Below are 17,552 nucleotides of genomic sequence, written 5' to 3'. Positions count from 1 at the left end.
CTACGTCTTAGCTCGCTGCGCGAGTTTCTGCGTTGACGGCTTCTTTCATGAGCTGGAGCTTCTCTGCGATCAGGAAGGCCAGTTCAAGGGCTTGTTCGCCATTCAGACGAGGATCGCAATGAGTGTGGTATCGCGATGACAGGTCAGCTTCGGAAATCGCCTGGGCGCCGCCGATACATTCGGTGACATCCTGGCCGGTCATCTCGAAGTGGACCCCGCCCGGGTAGCAGCCTTCAGACGACACGATGTCGATGAACTGGCTGACCTCGGACAGGATGCGGTCGACCGGACGGGTCTTGAAGCCGCTTTCCGTCTTCAGCGTGTTGCCGTGCATCGGATCGCAGGACCAGACCACGCTACGCCCGCTCTTCTTCACGGCGCGGACAAGCGGCGGCAGGCCCTTCTTCACACCGTCCGATCCGAAACGGGAGATCAGCGTGATCCGGCCCGGCTCATCATTCGGGTTCAGCGTGTCGATCAGGCGAACCAGCTCGTCGGTTTCCATGCCCGGTCCGCACTTGATGCCGATCGGATTGCGGACGCCCTTGCAGAACTCGACATGCGCATGGTCGATCTGCCGGGTCCGGTGACCGATCCAAAGCATGTGAGCCGAGGTGTCGTACCAGTCGCCCGACGTGGAATCGATGCGTGTCATCGCTTCCTCGAAGCCGAGCAGCAACGCCTCATGCGAGGTGTAGACATCGACCTTCGCCATCTGCGGCACGCTCTGCGAATTGACCCCGCATGCATTCATGAAGGACAGCGCGTCGCTGATACGATCGGCCAGGGCCTCATAACGCTGGCCCTGCGGCGAGCGGTCGACGAAGCCCAGCATCCACTGGTGCACATTGGCGAGGTCCGCATAGCCGCCCTGGGTGAAGGCGCGCACAAGGTTCAGCGTCGATGCAGCCTGGGAATAGCCCTGGATGAGACGCTCCGGATTGGGAACACGCGCTTCCGGCGTGAAATCCATGCCGTTGATATTGTCGCCGCGATAGGAGGGCAGCGTTTCGCCATCCACCGTTTCCGTCGGAGAGGAGCGCGGCTTGCCAAACTGGCCTGCCAGACGGCCGACTTTCACCACGGGCTTCGACGCGGCGAAGGTCAGCACGACTGCCATCTGCAGCATGACGCGCAGCGTGTCGCGGATGTTGTCGGCGCTGAATTCCTTGAAGCTTTCGGCGCAATCGCCGCCCTGCAGCAGGAAGGCTTCGCCCGCGGCAACCTTGCCGAGATCCTTCTTCAGATGGCGCACTTCACCTGCAAACACCAGCGGTGGAAATCCCTTCAGTCGGGTTTCGACTTCGGCGAGGGCGGCGGCGTCCGGATAGTCCTCCGGAATGTGCTTTGCCGGCTTGCTTCTCCAGCTGTTCGGTGTCCAGGTCATCTCTACTTTCCTTCCAAGCGCGCGTATCAATCACATCGGGCTTGCCGACACAAGTTTTACCACATTTTGAGGCACAGTTGGTGGCGGAATCACTGCGCTTGCCTTACGCAGCGGTATAAAAGACGAAGCGAGCCTCCCTCATGTCACACGCGTTCATTGTCCACGGTCCAAAAGATGTCGACAGCCTCTTGAAGGTGCATGAAGCGCTGCGACAGGCCGGTATCGCCACATGGTACGAGCCGCCGGGCGCCGATACGCGCGAGAGCCAGGCATCGACAGCCGAGGCTATCGACAAGTCCTTCGCGATGATCGTCCTGGTATCCGCCAGCAGCATCCGCTCCCGCGAGGCCCAGGCGCAGATCGAGCGCGGTATCGCCCGCGGCATGACCATCATTCCCTTCCGGATTGACAATGCCCGCCTTTCGGGCACGTTCAAGAAGCAGCTGGCGGAGAACCTCCGCCTGGCGATGATGGACGACGGCGGGCTTGAGAAACTGGTGGCCGAAGTGCGCGGCCGCTACCGGCGCAAATGCCCGGTCCTGTCGGTCATGAACCTCAAGGGCGGTGTCGGCAAGACGACGATCGCCGCCCAGGTCTTCGGCGCCTGGCAGGCCGCGCTCGGCGGACGCGTCCTGCTGATCGATCTCGACCCGCAATACAACCTCACGCAGACTTTCTTCGACATGGAAGCGGCCGACCAGAGCGCGGCGAAGGACAAGTCCGTCATCTCCCTGTTCGAGAAGAGCCGGCTGCATGCCGTCGATGCGCCCTCGCCGGCTGAACGCTGGAACCACCTGTCGGCCGATCCCTTCCCGACGCCAGCGGCGGAGGACATCGTTCATCCACTGCTCGGCGGCGACGGCCCGGGCGGCGTGCTCGACCTGATTTCCGGGCAGTTCGAGATCTCGAAATACGCCTTTGCGACGGACTCGGCAGCCCTGTCCGCCATCGACACAAACTTCCAGCGCACGATCGATCACCTGCGCAGCAGCTATGACCTGATCGTCTTCGACACCAATCCGAATGCGACTTTCCTGACGCGCTGCGCGCTGGAAGCCTCCGACCGGGTCATCGCGCCGATGCATCCGGACATGTACTCGCTGCGCGGCGTGAAGCTGCTCAACCAGGTGCTGAACGAGCATATCCGGCCCGATAACCGGCCCGAGCTGTCGGTGCTGTTCAACAAGGTCTCGCGCAACGAGCAGTCGACCTTCGAGGCCGATGCCCGCAACGGCGCCCACGACCAGCGTGCCGGGTTTGATCTCGCGGGCGCCCTGCTGCAGACGGCCCTTCCCCGCAGCGGCCACCTCGATGTGCGCTCACCAGAGCCGGACCAGGCACCGTGGAAATCGCTGGTCATTCATAATGGCCGCGGCGGCGGGCTGAAGAAGATCCGCGAGTCGCTGACCTCTGCCGCCTCCGAAATCCGCGAGCGCCTGCAGGCGGCCTGAGCCACCCGCGCCCACCCCATCAGGCCGGTTCGGTCTCAGGCACCCATTTCTGGCGCATGGTGACGATCTCTTCGGCGATGGTCGGATGCACCGCGCAGGTCGCATCGAATTGCTGCTTGGTGACGCCCATCTTCACGGCGATGGCGATCATCTGGATCATCTCGGCCGCTTCCGGGCTGACGATGTGGACACCGACCACGCGCTGGTCGTCAGCTTTCACAACGAGTTTCATCAGCACCCGCTCCTTGCGCTCGAGCATGGCGACCTTCATCGGGCGGAATTGCGTCTTGTAGATATCGACGTGCTTGAACGCCTTGCGGGCTTCGGCTTCGGTCATGCCGACCGTGCCGACCTCGGGCTGGGTGAAGACGCCTGACGCGACACTGTCATGTTCGAAGGACCAGTCCTTGTCGCCAAAGACGGTGTCAGCAAAGGCATGACCTTCGCGGATCGCAACCGGCGTCAGCTGAATGCGGTCGGTGACGTCGCCGACTGCGAAGATGTTCGGCACGCTGGTGCGCGAGGCATCATCGACGATCACAGATCCCTTCTCGTCGAGCTTCACACCGGCCGCCTCACAGCCGAGACCGTCCGTCGCCGCCCGGCGCCCGACCGCCATCATCACGACATCAGCCTTGAGCCGGGTATCATTGGTAAGATGCACCTCGTAGGGGCATTCCCCGTCGATCTTCTCGATCCTGTCGAAGACCGTCTGGGTGATGACCCGGACGCCAGCTTCTTTCAGCCCTTCATGCACCGCGGTGCGCACATCCCAGTCAAAACCGTTGAGCACCGTGTCCCCGCGATAGACCAGGCACGTCTCGACACCGAGGCCGGCGAAGACATGCGCAAACTCGCAGGCGATGTATCCGCCCCCGGCGATGACGATGTGCCTGGGGAGTTTTTCCAGGTGGAAGATCTCGTTCGAGGTGATGGTGTGTTCGACACCTGGCAGGTCTTCCGGTGACGGGCGCCAGGGTGCCCCGCCCGTTGCGATCAGGATCTTGTCGACGGTGAAAGTCTTGCCGCTCTCCTTAAGGACCACCGTATTGGCGTCTTTCATCTCGGCACGCTCTTCGAAGACATCAACGCCGGCATTGGCGAGGTTGCGAAGGTAAATTCCCGAGAGCCGGTCCACCTCGGCGTGCAGGTTCGACATGAATTTCGGGAAATCGAACCCTTTCATCTCGACATCCCAGCCATAATTGCGCGCTTCCTCGACCTTGCGGCCATAGTCGCTCGCATAGACCATGAACTTCTTGGGGACGCAGCCGCGGATCACGCAGGTGCCCCCGATCCGGTACTCCTCGGCAATGGCGACCTTCGCCCCGGACTGGGCCGCGATGCGGGCGGCCCGCACGCCGCCGGAGCCAGCTCCGATGACAAAGAGGTCGTAGTCGTATCCGAGGTCAGCCATGAAAAAATCCTTCCGGTTTCGCGTTCCCGGCGGGATATGGAGAAGGCTTGCCTAGTATTCAAACACCGATGCACCATCATCCTGTCCAATGATGACGGTACGGGCCAGCCCGATGAACAGGCCATGCTCAACAACTCCGGGGACAGACGCCAGTTCGAAGGCGGCACGCGGGGCATCCGGGATCACGGAACAGTGACAATCGAGTATGTAATTTCCGCCATCGGTAATGATCGGCTTGTTGCCCGGCCCATTGCGCACATCGATACGCGGCTTGGCGACACCAGCGGCCTTGAGAGCGTCATAGACCTTCTTGGCGGTGATCGTGTAGCCAAAGGGCGTCACCTCGACCGGCAGCGGGAACTGGCCGAGCATCTCGACCTGCTTTGAGGGGTCCGCGATGACGATCATCAGGTCGCTCGCATTGGCGATGATCTTTTCCCGCAGCAGCGCCGCACCGCCACCCTTGATGAGTTGTGCGTGCCCATCGACTTCGTCAGCGCCATCGACGGTGAGGTGGATGCGGTCGACATGCTCGATCGGCACAAGCGGCACGCCAAGCGATTCCGCCAGCCGGCGCGTTTCCTCGCTGGTCGGAACGCCGCGAACCATCAGGCCGTCAGCGATCTCTTCAGCCAGGTTCTCGACGAAGTACTTCGCCGTGGACCCGGTCCCGAGGCCGATGGTCATGCCATCCTCGACGAACTCGATCGCCGCAATGGCCGCGTTTTCCTTTTCCCGCTCGTTTGCCATGGCTGGCCGCTCCTATTTCCGGGCAGCCTTTTCGGCCGCCTTCTTCTCCCTGAATGCCTTCGCCTGCCCGGGCTTCTCGACCTGGCGGCCCCGTCCCAGCGCAAGCGCATCATCGGAGACATTCTCCACGATCACAGACCCCGAGCCGACAATGGCCCCATTGCCGATCCGCACCGGCGCGACGAGAGCGCTGTTCGATCCGATGAAGGCATTCTCGCCGATCTTCGTCTGGTATTTGAGGAAGCCATCATAATTGCAGAAAATCGTGCCGGCGCCGATATTCGCATTTGCGCCGATATCGCCGTCGCCAAGATAGGATAGGTGATTGGCCTTGGCGCCTGGCCCGACGCGGGTCTTCTTCACTTCCACGAAATTGCCGATCTTCGCTTTCTTGCCGATGAAGGCACCGGGCCGCAGGCGGGCATAAGGGCCGATTTCGGCGCCCTCTTCCACATTCGCGCCTTCCAGGTGCGAAAAGGCCCGGATCGTGGCACCCGTGCGAATATGGACCCCTGGACCGAAGACGACGTTCTGCTCGACGGTCACATCCGGCTCTATGATGGTGTCGTATGAGAGGAAGACGGTCTGCGGCGCGACGAGGGTCACCCCGTCCGTCATCAGCTCCTCGCGCCGCCGGTCCTGAAAGTCGGCTTCCGCCTTGGCCAGTTCGAGCCGGGAATTGACGCCCTGAACGTCCCGCTCCTCGCAGGTGACCGTCTTGCAGGTCGAGCCTTCCTTGCGCGCCAGCGCGACAATGTCGGTGAGATAGTACTCACCTTTCTGGTTGTTGTTGTTCACTTTCGACAGGAGGCGGAACAGCCGCTCGGCCCGCACCGCCATGACGCCGGAATTGCAGAGGTCGATGGCGAGCTGTTCTGGGCTCGCATCCTTGGCTTCGACAATCGCTTCCAGATCGCCGCCAGCGCTCGTGACGAGGCGTCCATAGGCGCCTGGATTGGCCGCGCGGAAACCGAGCACGCCAACTGCACCGCCCTCTTCCAGCGCTTCGAACAGCGACTGCACAGCGCTCGCCGGGATGAGCGGCGTGTCGCCGTAGAGAACGATGACGTCCCCGACAAAGCCCTTCAGGGCGGCCTCCGCCGAGCGAACGGCATGACCGGTTCCCAGCGGCGGATCCTGTATCGCGATGGCATCGGCGCCGAGTTCGGCCTCGACATGGGCACGCAGGTCTGGCTGCGATGGCGAGATGACCGTGATGATCCTGGAACAGCCGACTTTGCGGGCAAGGTCGATCGACCAGTCCAGCATGGCCCGTCCGCCGATCCTGTGCAGCACTTTCGGCAGGGAGGACTTCATCCGGGTGCCCTGGCCGGCAGCCAGGATGATTGCGGCTCTTTCGGTCATGAATCCAAGTCTCGTTATCTGATGCAAACTCGCCTAAATCATCTGCCGAGTCGATGCGAGTGCTAAAAGGGAAATGCCATGCCTGCAACGGATCTGACCGGATGGACCGTCGTTTTCGACCTCGATGGCACGCTGGTGGACACGGCGCCCGACCTGCATGCCTCGCTCAATCACTGCCTTGAGACGGCCGGGCTCACGCCGGTTCCTTTCGATGCGGTGCGCGGCATGATCGGTGAAGGCGCCAAGGCGATGATCCGCAAGGGCTTGTCATGGAACGAGGCGCCGCATGAAGCGCATGATATCGATGTGCTGTGGGAGACATTCCTCACCCACTACCGGCAGAACATCTGCCGCCTCAGCCGTCCGTTCCCGGATGCGGTGTCAGTTCTGGACGGGTTGATCGGCGATGGCGCGACCTGCGCGGTCTGCACCAACAAGACCCAGATCCTTGCGGAAGCTGTGCTGGACGGGCTGAATCTTTCCGGCCGGTTCGCGGCCATCGTCGGCGCCGACAGCGTTCCATCGAAGAAGCCCGATGGCGACCATATCCTTCGCACCATCCAGGCGGCGGGCGGAGCGGCCGGACGGTCGATCATGATTGGTGACAGCCAGACAGACGAAAGGGCAGCCCGGAATGCCGGACTGCCCTTCGTATTCGTAACGTTTGGCTATGGGCCGGATCCTGAAACGGACCCGGGAAACGCTGCTGCGTCGTCTTATTGCGACGTCAGGTCAGCCATCAACAGCCTGGCAGCCTAGGCTACCTCAGCCGTTGCGTCGTTCGGGCGATAGCTCGTGCGCAGTTCTTCCTGCGTTTTTGCGATGCGCCGACGCGGCATACCGTTTACCATGTTCGAACGCAGGTCAGTGCGAGCGCTGCGCATGGCGGGTACGAAGCCGGCGTCGACGAGATCGACATCGACCTCGTAGCCGCGCTCGGCCCAGTACTCACGAATTTTTTCACGAAGGCGTTTCGCGCCTTCAGCATTACACCAGTCTTTCATTTCAATCTCTCCAGGCAATTGGGGTCCACTGGGAGGTTTGGCCTCCAGTTTGAGCCTGTCCTTCTATTTGCTGTTTTTTGTACGAGGCAGGCGAGCCCGCCGCCGTTCGTGAAGGTTAAATGACGCTTCTCGGTCCAAACCTCAAGGATTATTCTCGATGAAATTCGAGTAATGCTTTTAGATGAACAGCTGTTCATTCTGAATATCCATTCATCTTCGAGACAATTTACAGGCGGCTTCGCGCCTAACACTGTTCGGGACCGTTTACGCCATTGGTTTCATATGAAATAATCCAATTGTGGCGATATTCAGGACGTGTCGCGCGAACGGGCGACAGATTGACGCAAAACCGTGGAGGGCGGCGTCCCGCGAAGTTTTGGCATGCATTTTAGATTTTGAGCTATGCGTTTTAGCAAGCAGTTTCGGACTTGAACCGCCACCTGATCCCACGCAATTGACCTGCTCTCGACGGCGATCTAAGACGCTTCGATTCGCGCATGGGCGATTAGCTCAGCGGTAGAGCACTGCCTTCACACGGCAGGGGTCACTGGTTCGATCCCAGTATCGCCCACCATGCGCTTTCCTACCAGACTTGCACGTTTTTGCAAAAGCTGCCGCTGCTGGCTTGCGCCGCTCACTGGCAATAGCCCTTTGCGAATTAGCCGCGCGCAGCCTAAACCCGCCCCTTCATGAAATCGCTCCTTCGCCATCCCATCGTATCTTCCCTGCTCGGCTACGTCATCTGGAGCTATATGGTGCTCTGCGCGCGCACGATCCGCTGGACCGTGGAGGGCGAGGCCGGATTCCGCGACGCCTGGAACGCGGATCACGGCCTGATCGTCGCCGCCTGGCATTCACGCGTCCTGCTGCTGCCGACCATCTGGAGCCGGGTGGCCCGCAAGCTGCCGGAAAAAGCCTATCCGACATCCATGCTGATCTCGCTATCGCGAGACGGCGAAGCGGTTGCCAAGGCCATTGAGCATCTCGGCCTCGACTCGGTGCGCGGTTCATCCACGCACAAGCGCAAGCGCAAGGACAAGGGTGGTGTCGCCGCCATTGCCGAAACCAGCCGGCGCCTGCGAAGCGCGAGCGTGGTCTGCATCACGCCCGATGGCCCCCGCGGCCCCGCCGAACAGGTCCAGCCCGGCCCGGTGCTGCTGGCCCAGCGCACAGGCGCGGCGATCATTCCCTATGCGCTGGCGGTCAAACCCGTCTGGCGTCTCGACACATGGGACCGGTTCATGATCCCGATCCCCTTCTCCAAGGGGGCGATGGTCATCGGCGATCCAGTGCTGATCGAAAAGGGCGGCGATGCGGACGCCGGCCGCGCGGCCACGCAGGCAGCCATGGATGCCACCTATGAGCGCGCGCAGACGCTGGTCGGCGCAACTGGCCGCGAGGACATGACGTAACCGGCCAGTCCGGCTAAGGAACGCTCATGAGTCTGGCCCGAACCGCCTACGAAGTCGCAACAAGCGCCGCAGAGCCCCTGTTCGGGCTGGTGATGCGCCGGCGGCTGCGCCGCGGCAAGGAAGTTGAAGGGCGCGTCGGCGAACGCTTCGCGCGCCCGAACGTCGCGCGCCCGGCTGGCCCTTTGGTCTGGCTGCACGGTGCAAGTATCGGCGAAACCCGTCTGTTGCTGGAACTCGCCCGGACCCTCCACGCCCACCGGCCGGGCCTGCACTTCCTCCTGACCAGCCAGACCGTGACGGCTGCCGAACTTCTCGACCGGGCGATCGCGCAGGATCCGGCGCTGAAAGGCCGGGCCTTGCACCAGTTTGCCCCGCTGGATTCGCCCGCCATCGCCCGTCGCTTCATACTCTACTGGAAACCGGACGCGGCCATTTTCGCGGAAGGCGAGATCTGGCCGAATCTCCTCAAGACGCTGCGCCGGACCGATACGCCGACCGCGCTGGTTAATGCACGGATGACGGAAAAGAGCCTGCAGGGTTGGTCCCGCTGGTCCGGACTCAGCCGTGACCTGTTCGGCGGTTTCGATGTGATCCTGGCCGCCGACCGGCGCACGGCGGACGGGCTCAGCGCGCTTGCCGGGCGGACGGTCACATCGCCGGGCAATCTCAAAGCCGCCTTGCCCCCGCCCGGACATGATGCGGACGAGGAAGCGGCCCTCCGCAAGGACTTTGTCGGCGGCAGGCCATGCCTTGTCGCGGTGTCCACGCATGACGGCGAAGAAGCCTTTGTTCTCGACGCGCTGGCGCTGATGAGCCCGAGGCCCGCCTGCATTATCGTACCCCGCCATCCTGAACGCGCACCGGACATTATAAGGCTGATTGAGTCGCGGGGGATGAGCCACGCCCGCCGCTCGACCGGGGACACCGCCACTGCCATGACAGACGTCCTGCTGGCTGACACGCTGGGCGAGGTCGGCCTGTTCGCGCGGCTTGCGGACACGGTCTATCTCGGCGGCGGTCACGCTCCCGGTGTGGGCGGTCACAATCCTATCGAGATCATCCGGCTCGGCCGGGCGCTGGCGACAGGGCCTGACGTCTTCAATTTTGACGATGCCAAGCGCGACCTGCTGGGCCAGCCTGGCTATAATATTGTCGAGACACCGGCCGACCTTGCCGGCGGCTTCCCCTTTCCCGCGCCTGAGACCGAGCTCATCGCCAGAATGGAAAGCACGGCGCGCGCCCCCATGGATGCCACGGTCGATGCCCTCCTGCCCCTGCTGCCCGAGGAGCCCCGCTAATGAGGCCACCACGTTTCTGGGACCGGGATGTCGATCCGCGCTCACGCGAGGCCGCGCCGCTCACCCGTCTGCTGCTGACGCCGCTCGCCATGCTCTATGCTGGCGTGACGGAACGCCGGATCGCGAAGACGCAACCGCTGCGCCTGTCGATCCCGGTGATCTGTGTCGGCAACCTCACCGCTGGCGGCACCGGCAAGAGCCCCGTCGCCGCAGGTCTTCGTGACATGCTGAAGGCACGCTATCCGGGAACACGCATCGCAACGCTGTCGCGCGGCTATGGCGGCGCGCTGAAGGGCCCGCTCAAGGTGGACGTCTCCACGCACACGGCTTCGGATGTCGGCGACGAACCGCTGATGCTGGCCTGCAGCGGCGAAGCCTGGATCGGCGCCTACCGCGCAGCCGCCGGACAGGCGATGGAGGCCGATGGGGTCGACCTCATCATCATGGATGACGGCCATCAGAACCCGTCGCTTCATAAAGACGTCTCGCTCATCGTCGTCGACAGCGAGGCCGGTTTCGGGAACGGATACGTGATCCCGAAGGGTCCGCTGCGGGAGCCCGTGGCCGCAGGCCTCGCGCGGGCCGACGCTGTTATCGTCACGGGGCCAGGCGGCATTCCGGAAGAGCTTTCTGGAACGGCCTTGCCGGTCATCCGGGCCACGATCCAGCCGACCGCACCTTTGCAGAAGCAGGCTTATGTCGCCTTTGCCGGGATTGGCCGGCCGGAGAAGTTCTTCGACACGCTGGAGGCTTGCGGATCAAAGCCCCTCGACGCTGTGCCCTTCCCCGACCACCACACCTATTCCGACAGTGATGTGCGCTACCTGAACGAGCTGGCGAAACAGTATGATGCGCAGCTGATCACCACGGAAAAGGACTTTGTCCGCCTGCGCGAGGATCAGCGCAGTGGCATCGTGACCCTTCCCATCCGGGCGGAATTCGGGGATAGGAGCGCGCTGGACCGGGTGCTCGCACCTGTGGCAGACCGCATGGCTCGATGACCAAGACCAAGACAGAAGCGCCGCAATACATCCGCCCGAAGGACATCGACGACCGCTCGACCTTCTGGCAGCGCGTCGTCTGGCGGCTGGAAGCCATTGCCTGGGACCTTGTCTATTGGGGGCCGATGAAGGCGCTCGGACCGGACCGGGCGTCCGACACGGCGGGCTGGATCATCAAGCGCATCGCGCCGCTCCTCAGCCAGAACCAGACGGTCAAACGCAATCTGCGCATGGCGTTTCCGGACTGGGATGAAGAAACCGTCGACCGCGTCGCGCAGGAAGCCTGGGAAAGCGTCGGACGCACGGCGGGCGAGCTGCCGCACCTGCCGAAGATCGACCCTTATGACGGCGACCGGGTCGAGGTCGTGAATGCCGAACGCCTGGACGCGGTCGAAGCCTCCGGCAAGGGCGCGGTCTTCATCTCCGGGCATTTCGCAAACTGGGAAGTCATGGCGGCCGTGATCTGCCGGCGCCCGGTCGACTGCCTCGTGACCTATCGCGCGCTCAACAATCCGCACATCGACCGGCGCATCAATGACGTGAGACATGAGTATGGCATCGGCGTGCTCGCCCCCAAGGGCCTTGGCACGCGTGAGCTGATGCGGGCCCTGTCGGCAGGCCGCTCGGTCGCGCTGATGAACGACCAGAAGTTCAACCAGGGCGTTCCCGTCCCCTTCTTCGGCCACGACGCGATGACAGCGCCCGGCCCGTCGCGGCTGGCGGTAAAGTATGGCGTGCCCATCGTGCCGGTCTCGACCGTGCGCACAGGGCCAGCCCGGTTCCGCGTTACCATTCACGAGGCAATCTATCCCGCTGAAGGGCTGACCGGCGACGAGGCCGTGCTTGACTGCGTCCGGAAGATAACCGCCTTTATAGAGACCGAAGTGCGCGCCAATCCCGGCCAGTGGTTCTGGCAGCACAGGCGCTGGCCGAAACCGGCCTGGAAGAATGCCGGCGTCTGACGCTGGCCGCCGGCGCCAAACGCGCCATCTTGTTCAGGCGAGACTTCAGGAGGCTCCATGTCTGTCTTCACCATCATCTGCGCCATCGCCCTCACCTTCTGCGCCCTGATCGGCCTTGGCGCGCTCATCGCGCCGAAATGGGCCGCAGGCGTCGTGCGGCTTGTGCCCGATCCCGATCCTGCCAGGCCGGGCGGCTTCTCCGAGTTCCGGGCGACCTATGGCGGCCTCTTATTCCTCCTGCACATGACGGCGCTGGTGATCCTCCTGCGGGTCGGCGGACCGATCGCGATGCTCGCCATCCTGCCGATCGCGGCTGGCTGGCTCGGCGCAGGATTCGGACGCGCGCTCTCTTTCCTGCTCGACACCAAGGAGAACCGTGCACCCGGCATGATCCCGGTCTGGATCCCGCTGGAACTCGTCCTCGGCCTTGCAATTGCCTCACCCGTTCTGCAGATAGGAGCGAACCCCTAGAGGATAGCCCTATGACGGATCGTCGAGAGACGCCCCGGCCCGCAAGACGGACCAGCAAACCCAAACCCCAGAGCGAGAAGCCTCCCAAGGACTGGAGCGATGGCGAGCGCATCGCCAAATGGCTCGCCCGTGCCGGCGTGGCCTCACGCCGGGCCTGCGAGACAATGATCGAGAATGGCGAGATCGCCGTGAACGGCCGCAAGCTCACCTCACCGGCCTTCAAGGTCACCGGCAGCGAGACCATCACGGTGAAAGGCAAGCGCGTCAGTGCGCCCGAAGCCACCCGCCTGTGGCGCTATCACAAGCCCTCCGGCCTGATCACGACCACCAATGACCCGGCCGGCCGACGTACCATCTTCGATGAGATGCCGAAGCATCTGCCGCGCGTTGTCACGGTTGGCCGGCTCGACCTGACTACCGAAGGCCTGCTGCTGCTGACAAATGATGGCGAACTGGCCCGCGCGCTCGAGCTGCCCTCGAACGAGTTCCCCCGCATCTATCGCGCCCGCGCGCATGGCAAGGTCACGCCCGAAAAGCTTCAGGCGCTCGCCGATGGCATCGAAGTCGACGGCGTGCGCTATGCGCCGATCAAGGCCGAACTGGAACGCGAGACGGGCACCAATAACTGGATCCGGGTCGAACTGTCGGAAGGCAAGAAGCGGGAAGTGCGCCGCGCACTGGAATCCGTCGGCCTCGACGTGAACCGGCTGATCCGCGTCGCTTATGGTCCGTTCACGCTGGACGACCTGCATCCCGGCGCCGTCGAGGAAGTGCTGGCCTCCGAACTGAAGGCAAAGCTGGGCAGCATGATCAAACCATCGAGCGCCAGGCCGTCCAGAGGCGCACGCAAGCCGAAGCCGCCGCGCCCTGACGTCGAGACAGGACTTCACAAACCGAAGCGGAATCGTACGATCCGGAAAAAATGAGACTGACGTCATTTTCCGGAGGTTCCAATGTCCGACGCCGCGCTTGCTACCCCGCCCAGCACCAAGAAAGACCCCTCGCGCCAGATGAGTGCGGCCGCTGCCGCCACGGCTGACAAGATCGTCAGCCCCGACATCTATGCCCAGCCCGAAGCGCTCGATGCCGCCTTTGCGCGCCTTCGCGCCGAAGACCCCGTCGCCTGGTGCGAGCCGGAAAACTTCCGTCCCTTCTGGGCGGTCACCAAGCATGCCGACATCATGGAGATCAGCCGCCAGAACAAGCTGTTCACGAATGGCGAGCGCGAGATGCTGAGCTATGCCGAAGCCGAGGAACGCGTCTACGCCCAGACGGGCGGCCCGCACCTTCTCAAGACCCTGGTCCAGCTCGACGACCCGATGCACTACAAGCTGCGCCACCTGACCCAGGACTGGTTCATGCCGCACAAGGTGAAGACCCGCGAGGAGGCCATCCGCAAGATCGCGAAGGAATTCGTCGACCGGATGGAGGATATGGGCGGCGAGTGCGACTTCCAGCAGGATATCGCACTCTACTATCCGCTGCGCGTCATCATGCAGATCCTCGGCGTGCCCGAGGCAGACGAGCCGATGATGCTGAAGCTCACACAGGAGATCTTCGGTGCGCAGGACCCGGACCTGATGCGCAACAAGGAGCTCGCCGAGGGCGGCGATTCCGAGAAGGGCCTCGCCTCCATCCAGGAGACGCTCGCCCAGTTCTTCATGTACTTCACGAACATCACGGCCGACCGGCGGGCCCACCCGAAGGACGATGTCTCGACGGTGATCGCGAATGGCGAGGTGGACGGCGAGCCGATCGGCCAGCTGGAAGCGATGAGCTATTACATCATCGTCGCCGCGGCCGGCCACGACACGACCAGCGCATCAACCGGCGGCGGCGTGCTTGGCATGCTGCGCCATCCCGAGCAGCTGAAGAAGATGATGGACGATCCGGCCGGCATGTCCCGGATGGCCGTCGATGAGGCGATCCGCTGGACGACGCCGGTGAAGCACTTCATGCGCACTGCCCAGGACGATTATGAGCTGCGGGGACAGAAGATCCTCAAGGGCGAAAGCCTGCTGCTCTGCTACCCGTCGGGCAACCGCGATGAAGAGGTGTTCGACGACCCGTTCGACTTCCGCGTCGATCGCAGCCCGAACAAGCTCATCTCATTCGGTCACGGCGGGCATATGTGTCTCGGCATGCACCTCGCGCGGCTGGAAATGCAGGCGATCTACGAGGAGCTGTTCTCGCGCCTCAAATCGATCGAACTCGCGGGCGATCCGACCTTCATCCGCGCCAACTTCGTGGGCGGACCAAAATCGGTCCCTGTACGGTACAAGTTCTAGGGCTGGATCTACTCGCCCTTGTCGAGAAAATGGAACTCGACCCGGCGGTTGAGCGCATAGGCTTCACTGGTCTGTGCCGGGTCAATCGGCCGGGTCTCCCCATAGCCGAACGGCACGAGCTGGCTGGCCGGAATGCCCTGTTGCTGGAGATAGGCCGCGATGGCATCGGCGCGGGCCTGCGAGCGGACCCGGTTAAAGGACTCCGCCCCGCGGGCATCCGTGTGAACACCGATTTCGAGACGGTAGTCGCGGCAGATCATGGTGAGACCGGCCAGCGCGTCCAGCAGCCTGTGATTGTCCTCGCTGACAACCGTGTCGTCTTCCTCATAGGTGATCTGTTCGCTGCGCGCGAGCTGGTCACCGCGGGTGCGGCAGGCCTCGAGCGGCGGATTGTGCGGCATCGACATGAACAGCGCGCCAGGCGGCCGCGGCTCGTCTGGCGTTGAAACGGCATCCACCATAAAGAGGTTGCGCTGCAGCAACTGACGGTCGGCGACAATCGCGGCGCGGACCGCGCTCAGCGCATCCTCGCGGGCCTCCTCGGAGTCGGCTTCGCCACTTACGAACAGCACCTCATCGACGGCTTTCAGGCGGATCCATTCCGGCCCGGTCTGGCGCAAGAGGTCCTCGAACTCGTTGATCCAGACGACGTCCCGTTGGGTGACTTCGGCGGGGAGCTCAATGGCCATATCCTCCGTCGTCGGCGTGAACTTTCCGTTGGCGAACAGATAGTATCCGTCCGGAATTTCGACACACTGGACCGGGCCCGACGTATCCTGAGGTGTCGCGCCGCCATTGCCGCAGGCCTGCAGGCCGGCAACCAGAAGCGGGACCAGCCCCCAGCCGGCCATCCGCATTGTCCCTTTCATGTACTCCACTCCAGACATTCTGTACTTGTTCTTAGCCTGTCTTTGGGCAATCGTAAATTTTCCCAACCATATCTGTGACCAGCAACGCCACTAAACTTGCCGATGCGCAACATGTTTCACCGCACACTTGTTTTTCTCGCCTGGCTTCTCCTTCCTGCCACGGCCGCCGCACAGGCACAGGAGAGCCCTTCCCGCTACGACGAACCTGACCCGTTGCTCGACGCCGCTGTTGAGACGTGCCTCGAAACAGAAGGCGTGACCGTTCTTAGCGAGCATGATTCAATCTGCTACAATTCAGCCATCTATCCAGAGCAGTTCCTGAAGCTGGCCAACCTGCCGGAGACGCGCCGCATCATCATCACCAGTCCTGGCGGCAATGTCGCGACGGCACGGATGATGAGCCGCATTATCGACCAGCGAAGCGAGCCCGTCGTGATTGCCGGCCCATGCATGTCCGCCTGCGCCATGGTCATTCTTCCCGGGGCGGACCAACTGTATATCCACCGCTCCGCACATATTGCCGTACACGGAATAGCGATGATGGGCTTCAAGAGCTGGTTTGGCTGGCTGAAGCAGGGGGCGGCGCCATCCCAGACAGACTTCATGATGGCAAGTCTTGGCTACAATCTCGGCTATACCACGCACAAGAGCGGGCAGGACCACATGCAGGGCCACCTCGCTGGCCAGCATGTCGACCAGGCCTATATCGACCTCATCAGTGAGCGGATGGAGACCGAAGCGGAGGCGCACCCCTGCCGGGTAGACCCGAACAACTATTGGGGCATGATCGACGCGGAGCACCTGCAACGCTTTCTCGGTGGCCGTATCGTCCATATGGAGGATTTCGACCAGTCTTGGGACGAGCCCGGTCGCACGCTCTACCGCGACATTACGGTGCCGATTGCGGAACAGACCTACATCTTCTCAGAGGACTACGAAGACGCCGATTGCGCCGCAGACTGATAAATCAGGCGGGCAGCAGTTCTTTCGGATAGTCCGGATAGCTCGCTTTCATCACGCCGTGGTTCAGCAGCATTTCAGCTTTGACGTCACCGCTCTCCGGTTCGAGAAACTTCGTCAGCACCCAGTAATTCTCGACACGCCGGGACTGTGACAGGGCCACAATCTCACGATCCAGCCGGTAGGTCTCACCGACGAATAGCGGACCGTCGACCATCTTGATCTGGAGGTCGGCAAAGAGGCCGATCGAGGGACGCTTGACCGGCCAGCCAATCATTCCGCCGGTATAGTTGCCGAGCACCGAGACCATTTCGGTCGGCACGATCGCCCGCCCCCAGGGCGAGCCGGCTGCGTCGCTGTACCAGTCCATCGGTTCGGTGATCTTGGCGAGCTTTTCGTTCAGCGAGAAGGGATAGAGATTACCCATATGCTGATCGGGATCCATACGGACGATTTCTTCCTGCTTGCCCTTCATGCCAACCTTCATGTCGGCCAGGATGACCAGCTCGCCCGCCGGGCGCAGCTTCGCCATACGGGCCTCAAGCAAGGTCTCGCCATGGTCGGGCCCGAGCGTCGCACTCGCTTCCAGCACGGGCGTGCCGTCTTCCTTCTCGGCCCGGCAAAAGGCGTAGGTATCCGATTTCGGCTCGATGAAGACGCGAACCGCCTCGCCTTCGACGACCATGTTCTGGAAGTGCGCCGAGAAACACCCTCTCTCAAACCATGCCTTGCCGAACAGGTCGACAAGGTATGGCGAGAACTGGCTGAAATGGGTCGGCCCCTCGATCGGCCCGGCCTTGATGCCCAGCTTTTCGGCCTCGCTGTCATCATGGATTGAGCTGTGACCGTCATAGGACTGGTCGGCGAGCATCTGCGCCGGCTTGCGCAGCGGGCCTTCGATCACCTCTGCCATCGCC

General features: G+C 62.8%; 17 protein-coding genes and 1 tRNA gene. 11 read left to right on the top strand and 7 right to left on the bottom strand.

The genetic code is table 11. From position 1 onward, the window contains the following. Positions 1–7 precede the first annotated feature (7 nt). Positions 8–1,387: a class II 3-deoxy-7-phosphoheptulonate synthase gene (locus D1223_RS11480; RefSeq protein ID WP_119376571.1), complete on the bottom strand. Its 1,380-nt coding sequence runs from the start codon at positions 1,385–1,387 to the stop codon at positions 8–10. A gap of 140 nt (positions 1,388–1,527) precedes the next feature. Between D1223_RS11480 and D1223_RS11475 the strand changes: the two genes are divergently transcribed. Further along, on the top strand, positions 1,528–2,838 hold the full coding sequence (locus D1223_RS11475; protein WP_119376570.1) for an AAA family ATPase: 1,311 nt from the start codon (positions 1,528–1,530) through the stop codon (positions 2,836–2,838). 19 nt (positions 2,839–2,857) lie between these two features. On the opposite strand, the gene gor is transcribed toward D1223_RS11475, so the two are convergent. The 3 genes from gor to glmU are packed head-to-tail and all read right to left on the bottom strand — an operon-like array spanning position 2,858 to position 6,370. After that, entirely contained in the window at positions 2,858–4,255 is a 1,398-nt protein-coding gene (gor, locus tag D1223_RS11470) for a glutathione-disulfide reductase (protein ID WP_119376569.1), read from the bottom strand. A 51-nt stretch (positions 4,256–4,306) separates the two neighbouring features. Continuing rightward, entirely contained in the window at positions 4,307–5,005 is a 699-nt protein-coding gene (rpiA, locus tag D1223_RS11465) for a ribose-5-phosphate isomerase RpiA (protein WP_119376568.1), read from the bottom strand. 12 nt (positions 5,006–5,017) lie between these two features. Next, the gene (gene glmU, locus D1223_RS11460; RefSeq protein ID WP_119376567.1) at positions 5,018–6,370 is read right to left on the bottom strand and encodes a bifunctional UDP-N-acetylglucosamine diphosphorylase/glucosamine-1-phosphate N-acetyltransferase GlmU; all 1,353 of its coding nucleotides are present in this window, start codon (positions 6,368–6,370) and stop codon (positions 5,018–5,020) included. 78 nt (positions 6,371–6,448) lie between these two features. On the opposite strand from glmU, the gene D1223_RS11455 reads away from it, so the two are divergent. Continuing rightward, a complete protein-coding gene (locus tag D1223_RS11455) occupies positions 6,449–7,129 on the top strand; it encodes an HAD hydrolase-like protein (RefSeq protein ID WP_119376566.1) in 681 nt (226 codons plus the stop codon). On the opposite strand, the gene D1223_RS11450 is transcribed toward D1223_RS11455, so the two are convergent. After that, positions 7,126–7,374 (bottom strand): hypothetical protein, encoded by a 249-nt coding sequence (locus D1223_RS11450; protein ID WP_119376565.1) that lies wholly within the window; start codon positions 7,372–7,374, stop codon positions 7,126–7,128. The genes D1223_RS11455 and D1223_RS11450 overlap by 4 nt on opposite strands. 499 nt (positions 7,375–7,873) lie before the next feature. Between D1223_RS11450 and D1223_RS11445 the strand changes: the two genes are divergently transcribed. The 8 genes from D1223_RS11445 (at position 7,874) to D1223_RS11410 (ending at position 14,806) form a co-directional block, all read left to right on the top strand. Further along, positions 7,874–7,948 (top strand) — tRNA-Val (locus D1223_RS11445). 115 nt (positions 7,949–8,063) lie between these two features. Then, complete coding sequence (locus tag D1223_RS11440) at positions 8,064–8,786, top strand: lysophospholipid acyltransferase family protein (protein ID WP_119376564.1); 723 nt, start codon at positions 8,064–8,066, stop codon at positions 8,784–8,786. A 26-nt stretch (positions 8,787–8,812) separates the two neighbouring features. Further along, on the top strand, positions 8,813–10,084 hold the full coding sequence (locus tag D1223_RS11435; RefSeq protein WP_119376563.1) for a 3-deoxy-D-manno-octulosonic acid transferase: 1,272 nt from the start codon (positions 8,813–8,815) through the stop codon (positions 10,082–10,084). Beyond that, positions 10,084–11,085, top strand: a complete 1,002-nt coding sequence (gene lpxK, locus D1223_RS11430; RefSeq protein ID WP_119376562.1) for a tetraacyldisaccharide 4'-kinase — start codon at positions 10,084–10,086, stop codon at positions 11,083–11,085. Before D1223_RS11435 ends, lpxK begins: the two co-directional genes overlap by 1 nt. Beyond that, positions 11,082–12,047 (top strand): lysophospholipid acyltransferase family protein, encoded by a 966-nt coding sequence (locus tag D1223_RS11425; RefSeq protein ID WP_119376561.1) that lies wholly within the window; start codon positions 11,082–11,084, stop codon positions 12,045–12,047. Before lpxK ends, D1223_RS11425 begins: the two co-directional genes overlap by 4 nt. Before the next feature lie 57 nt (positions 12,048–12,104). After that, the gene (locus D1223_RS11420; protein ID WP_119376560.1) at positions 12,105–12,518 is read left to right on the top strand and encodes a DUF4345 family protein; all 414 of its coding nucleotides are present in this window, start codon (positions 12,105–12,107) and stop codon (positions 12,516–12,518) included. Positions 12,519–12,529: 11 nt separating this feature from the next. Continuing rightward, positions 12,530–13,444: a pseudouridine synthase gene (locus D1223_RS11415; protein WP_119376559.1), complete on the top strand. Its 915-nt coding sequence runs from the start codon at positions 12,530–12,532 to the stop codon at positions 13,442–13,444. Positions 13,445–13,471: 27 nt separating this feature from the next. Further along, a complete protein-coding gene (locus tag D1223_RS11410) occupies positions 13,472–14,806 on the top strand; it encodes a cytochrome P450 (RefSeq protein WP_119376558.1) in 1,335 nt (444 codons plus the stop codon). Between the two features lie 8 nt (positions 14,807–14,814). Here the strand turns inward: D1223_RS11410 and D1223_RS11405 are convergent, their stop codons facing one another. Then, the gene (locus tag D1223_RS11405) at positions 14,815–15,675 is read right to left on the bottom strand and encodes an OmpA family protein (protein ID WP_158588457.1); all 861 of its coding nucleotides are present in this window, start codon (positions 15,673–15,675) and stop codon (positions 14,815–14,817) included. 102 nt (positions 15,676–15,777) lie between these two features. Here D1223_RS11405 and D1223_RS11400 point away from each other — a divergent pair, with 102 nt between their 5' ends. Continuing rightward, positions 15,778–16,638 carry a hypothetical protein gene (locus D1223_RS11400; RefSeq protein WP_119376556.1) on the top strand — a complete coding sequence of 287 codons (861 nt, stop codon included), beginning with the start codon at positions 15,778–15,780 and terminating at the stop codon, positions 16,636–16,638. Positions 16,639–16,642: 4 nt separating this feature from the next. Here the strand turns inward: D1223_RS11400 and D1223_RS11395 are convergent, their stop codons facing one another. After that, on the bottom strand, positions 16,643–17,548 hold the full coding sequence (locus D1223_RS11395) for a hypothetical protein (protein ID WP_119376555.1): 906 nt from the start codon (positions 17,546–17,548) through the stop codon (positions 16,643–16,645). Between the last annotated feature and the right edge of the window lie 4 nt (positions 17,549–17,552).

This window comes from Henriciella mobilis, assembly GCF_003576285.1.
GTDB lineage: Bacteria > Pseudomonadota > Alphaproteobacteria > Caulobacterales > Hyphomonadaceae > Henriciella > Henriciella mobilis.
Note: the sequence above shows the minus strand (reverse complement) of the source record. Positions and strands in the feature narration are given on the sequence as shown.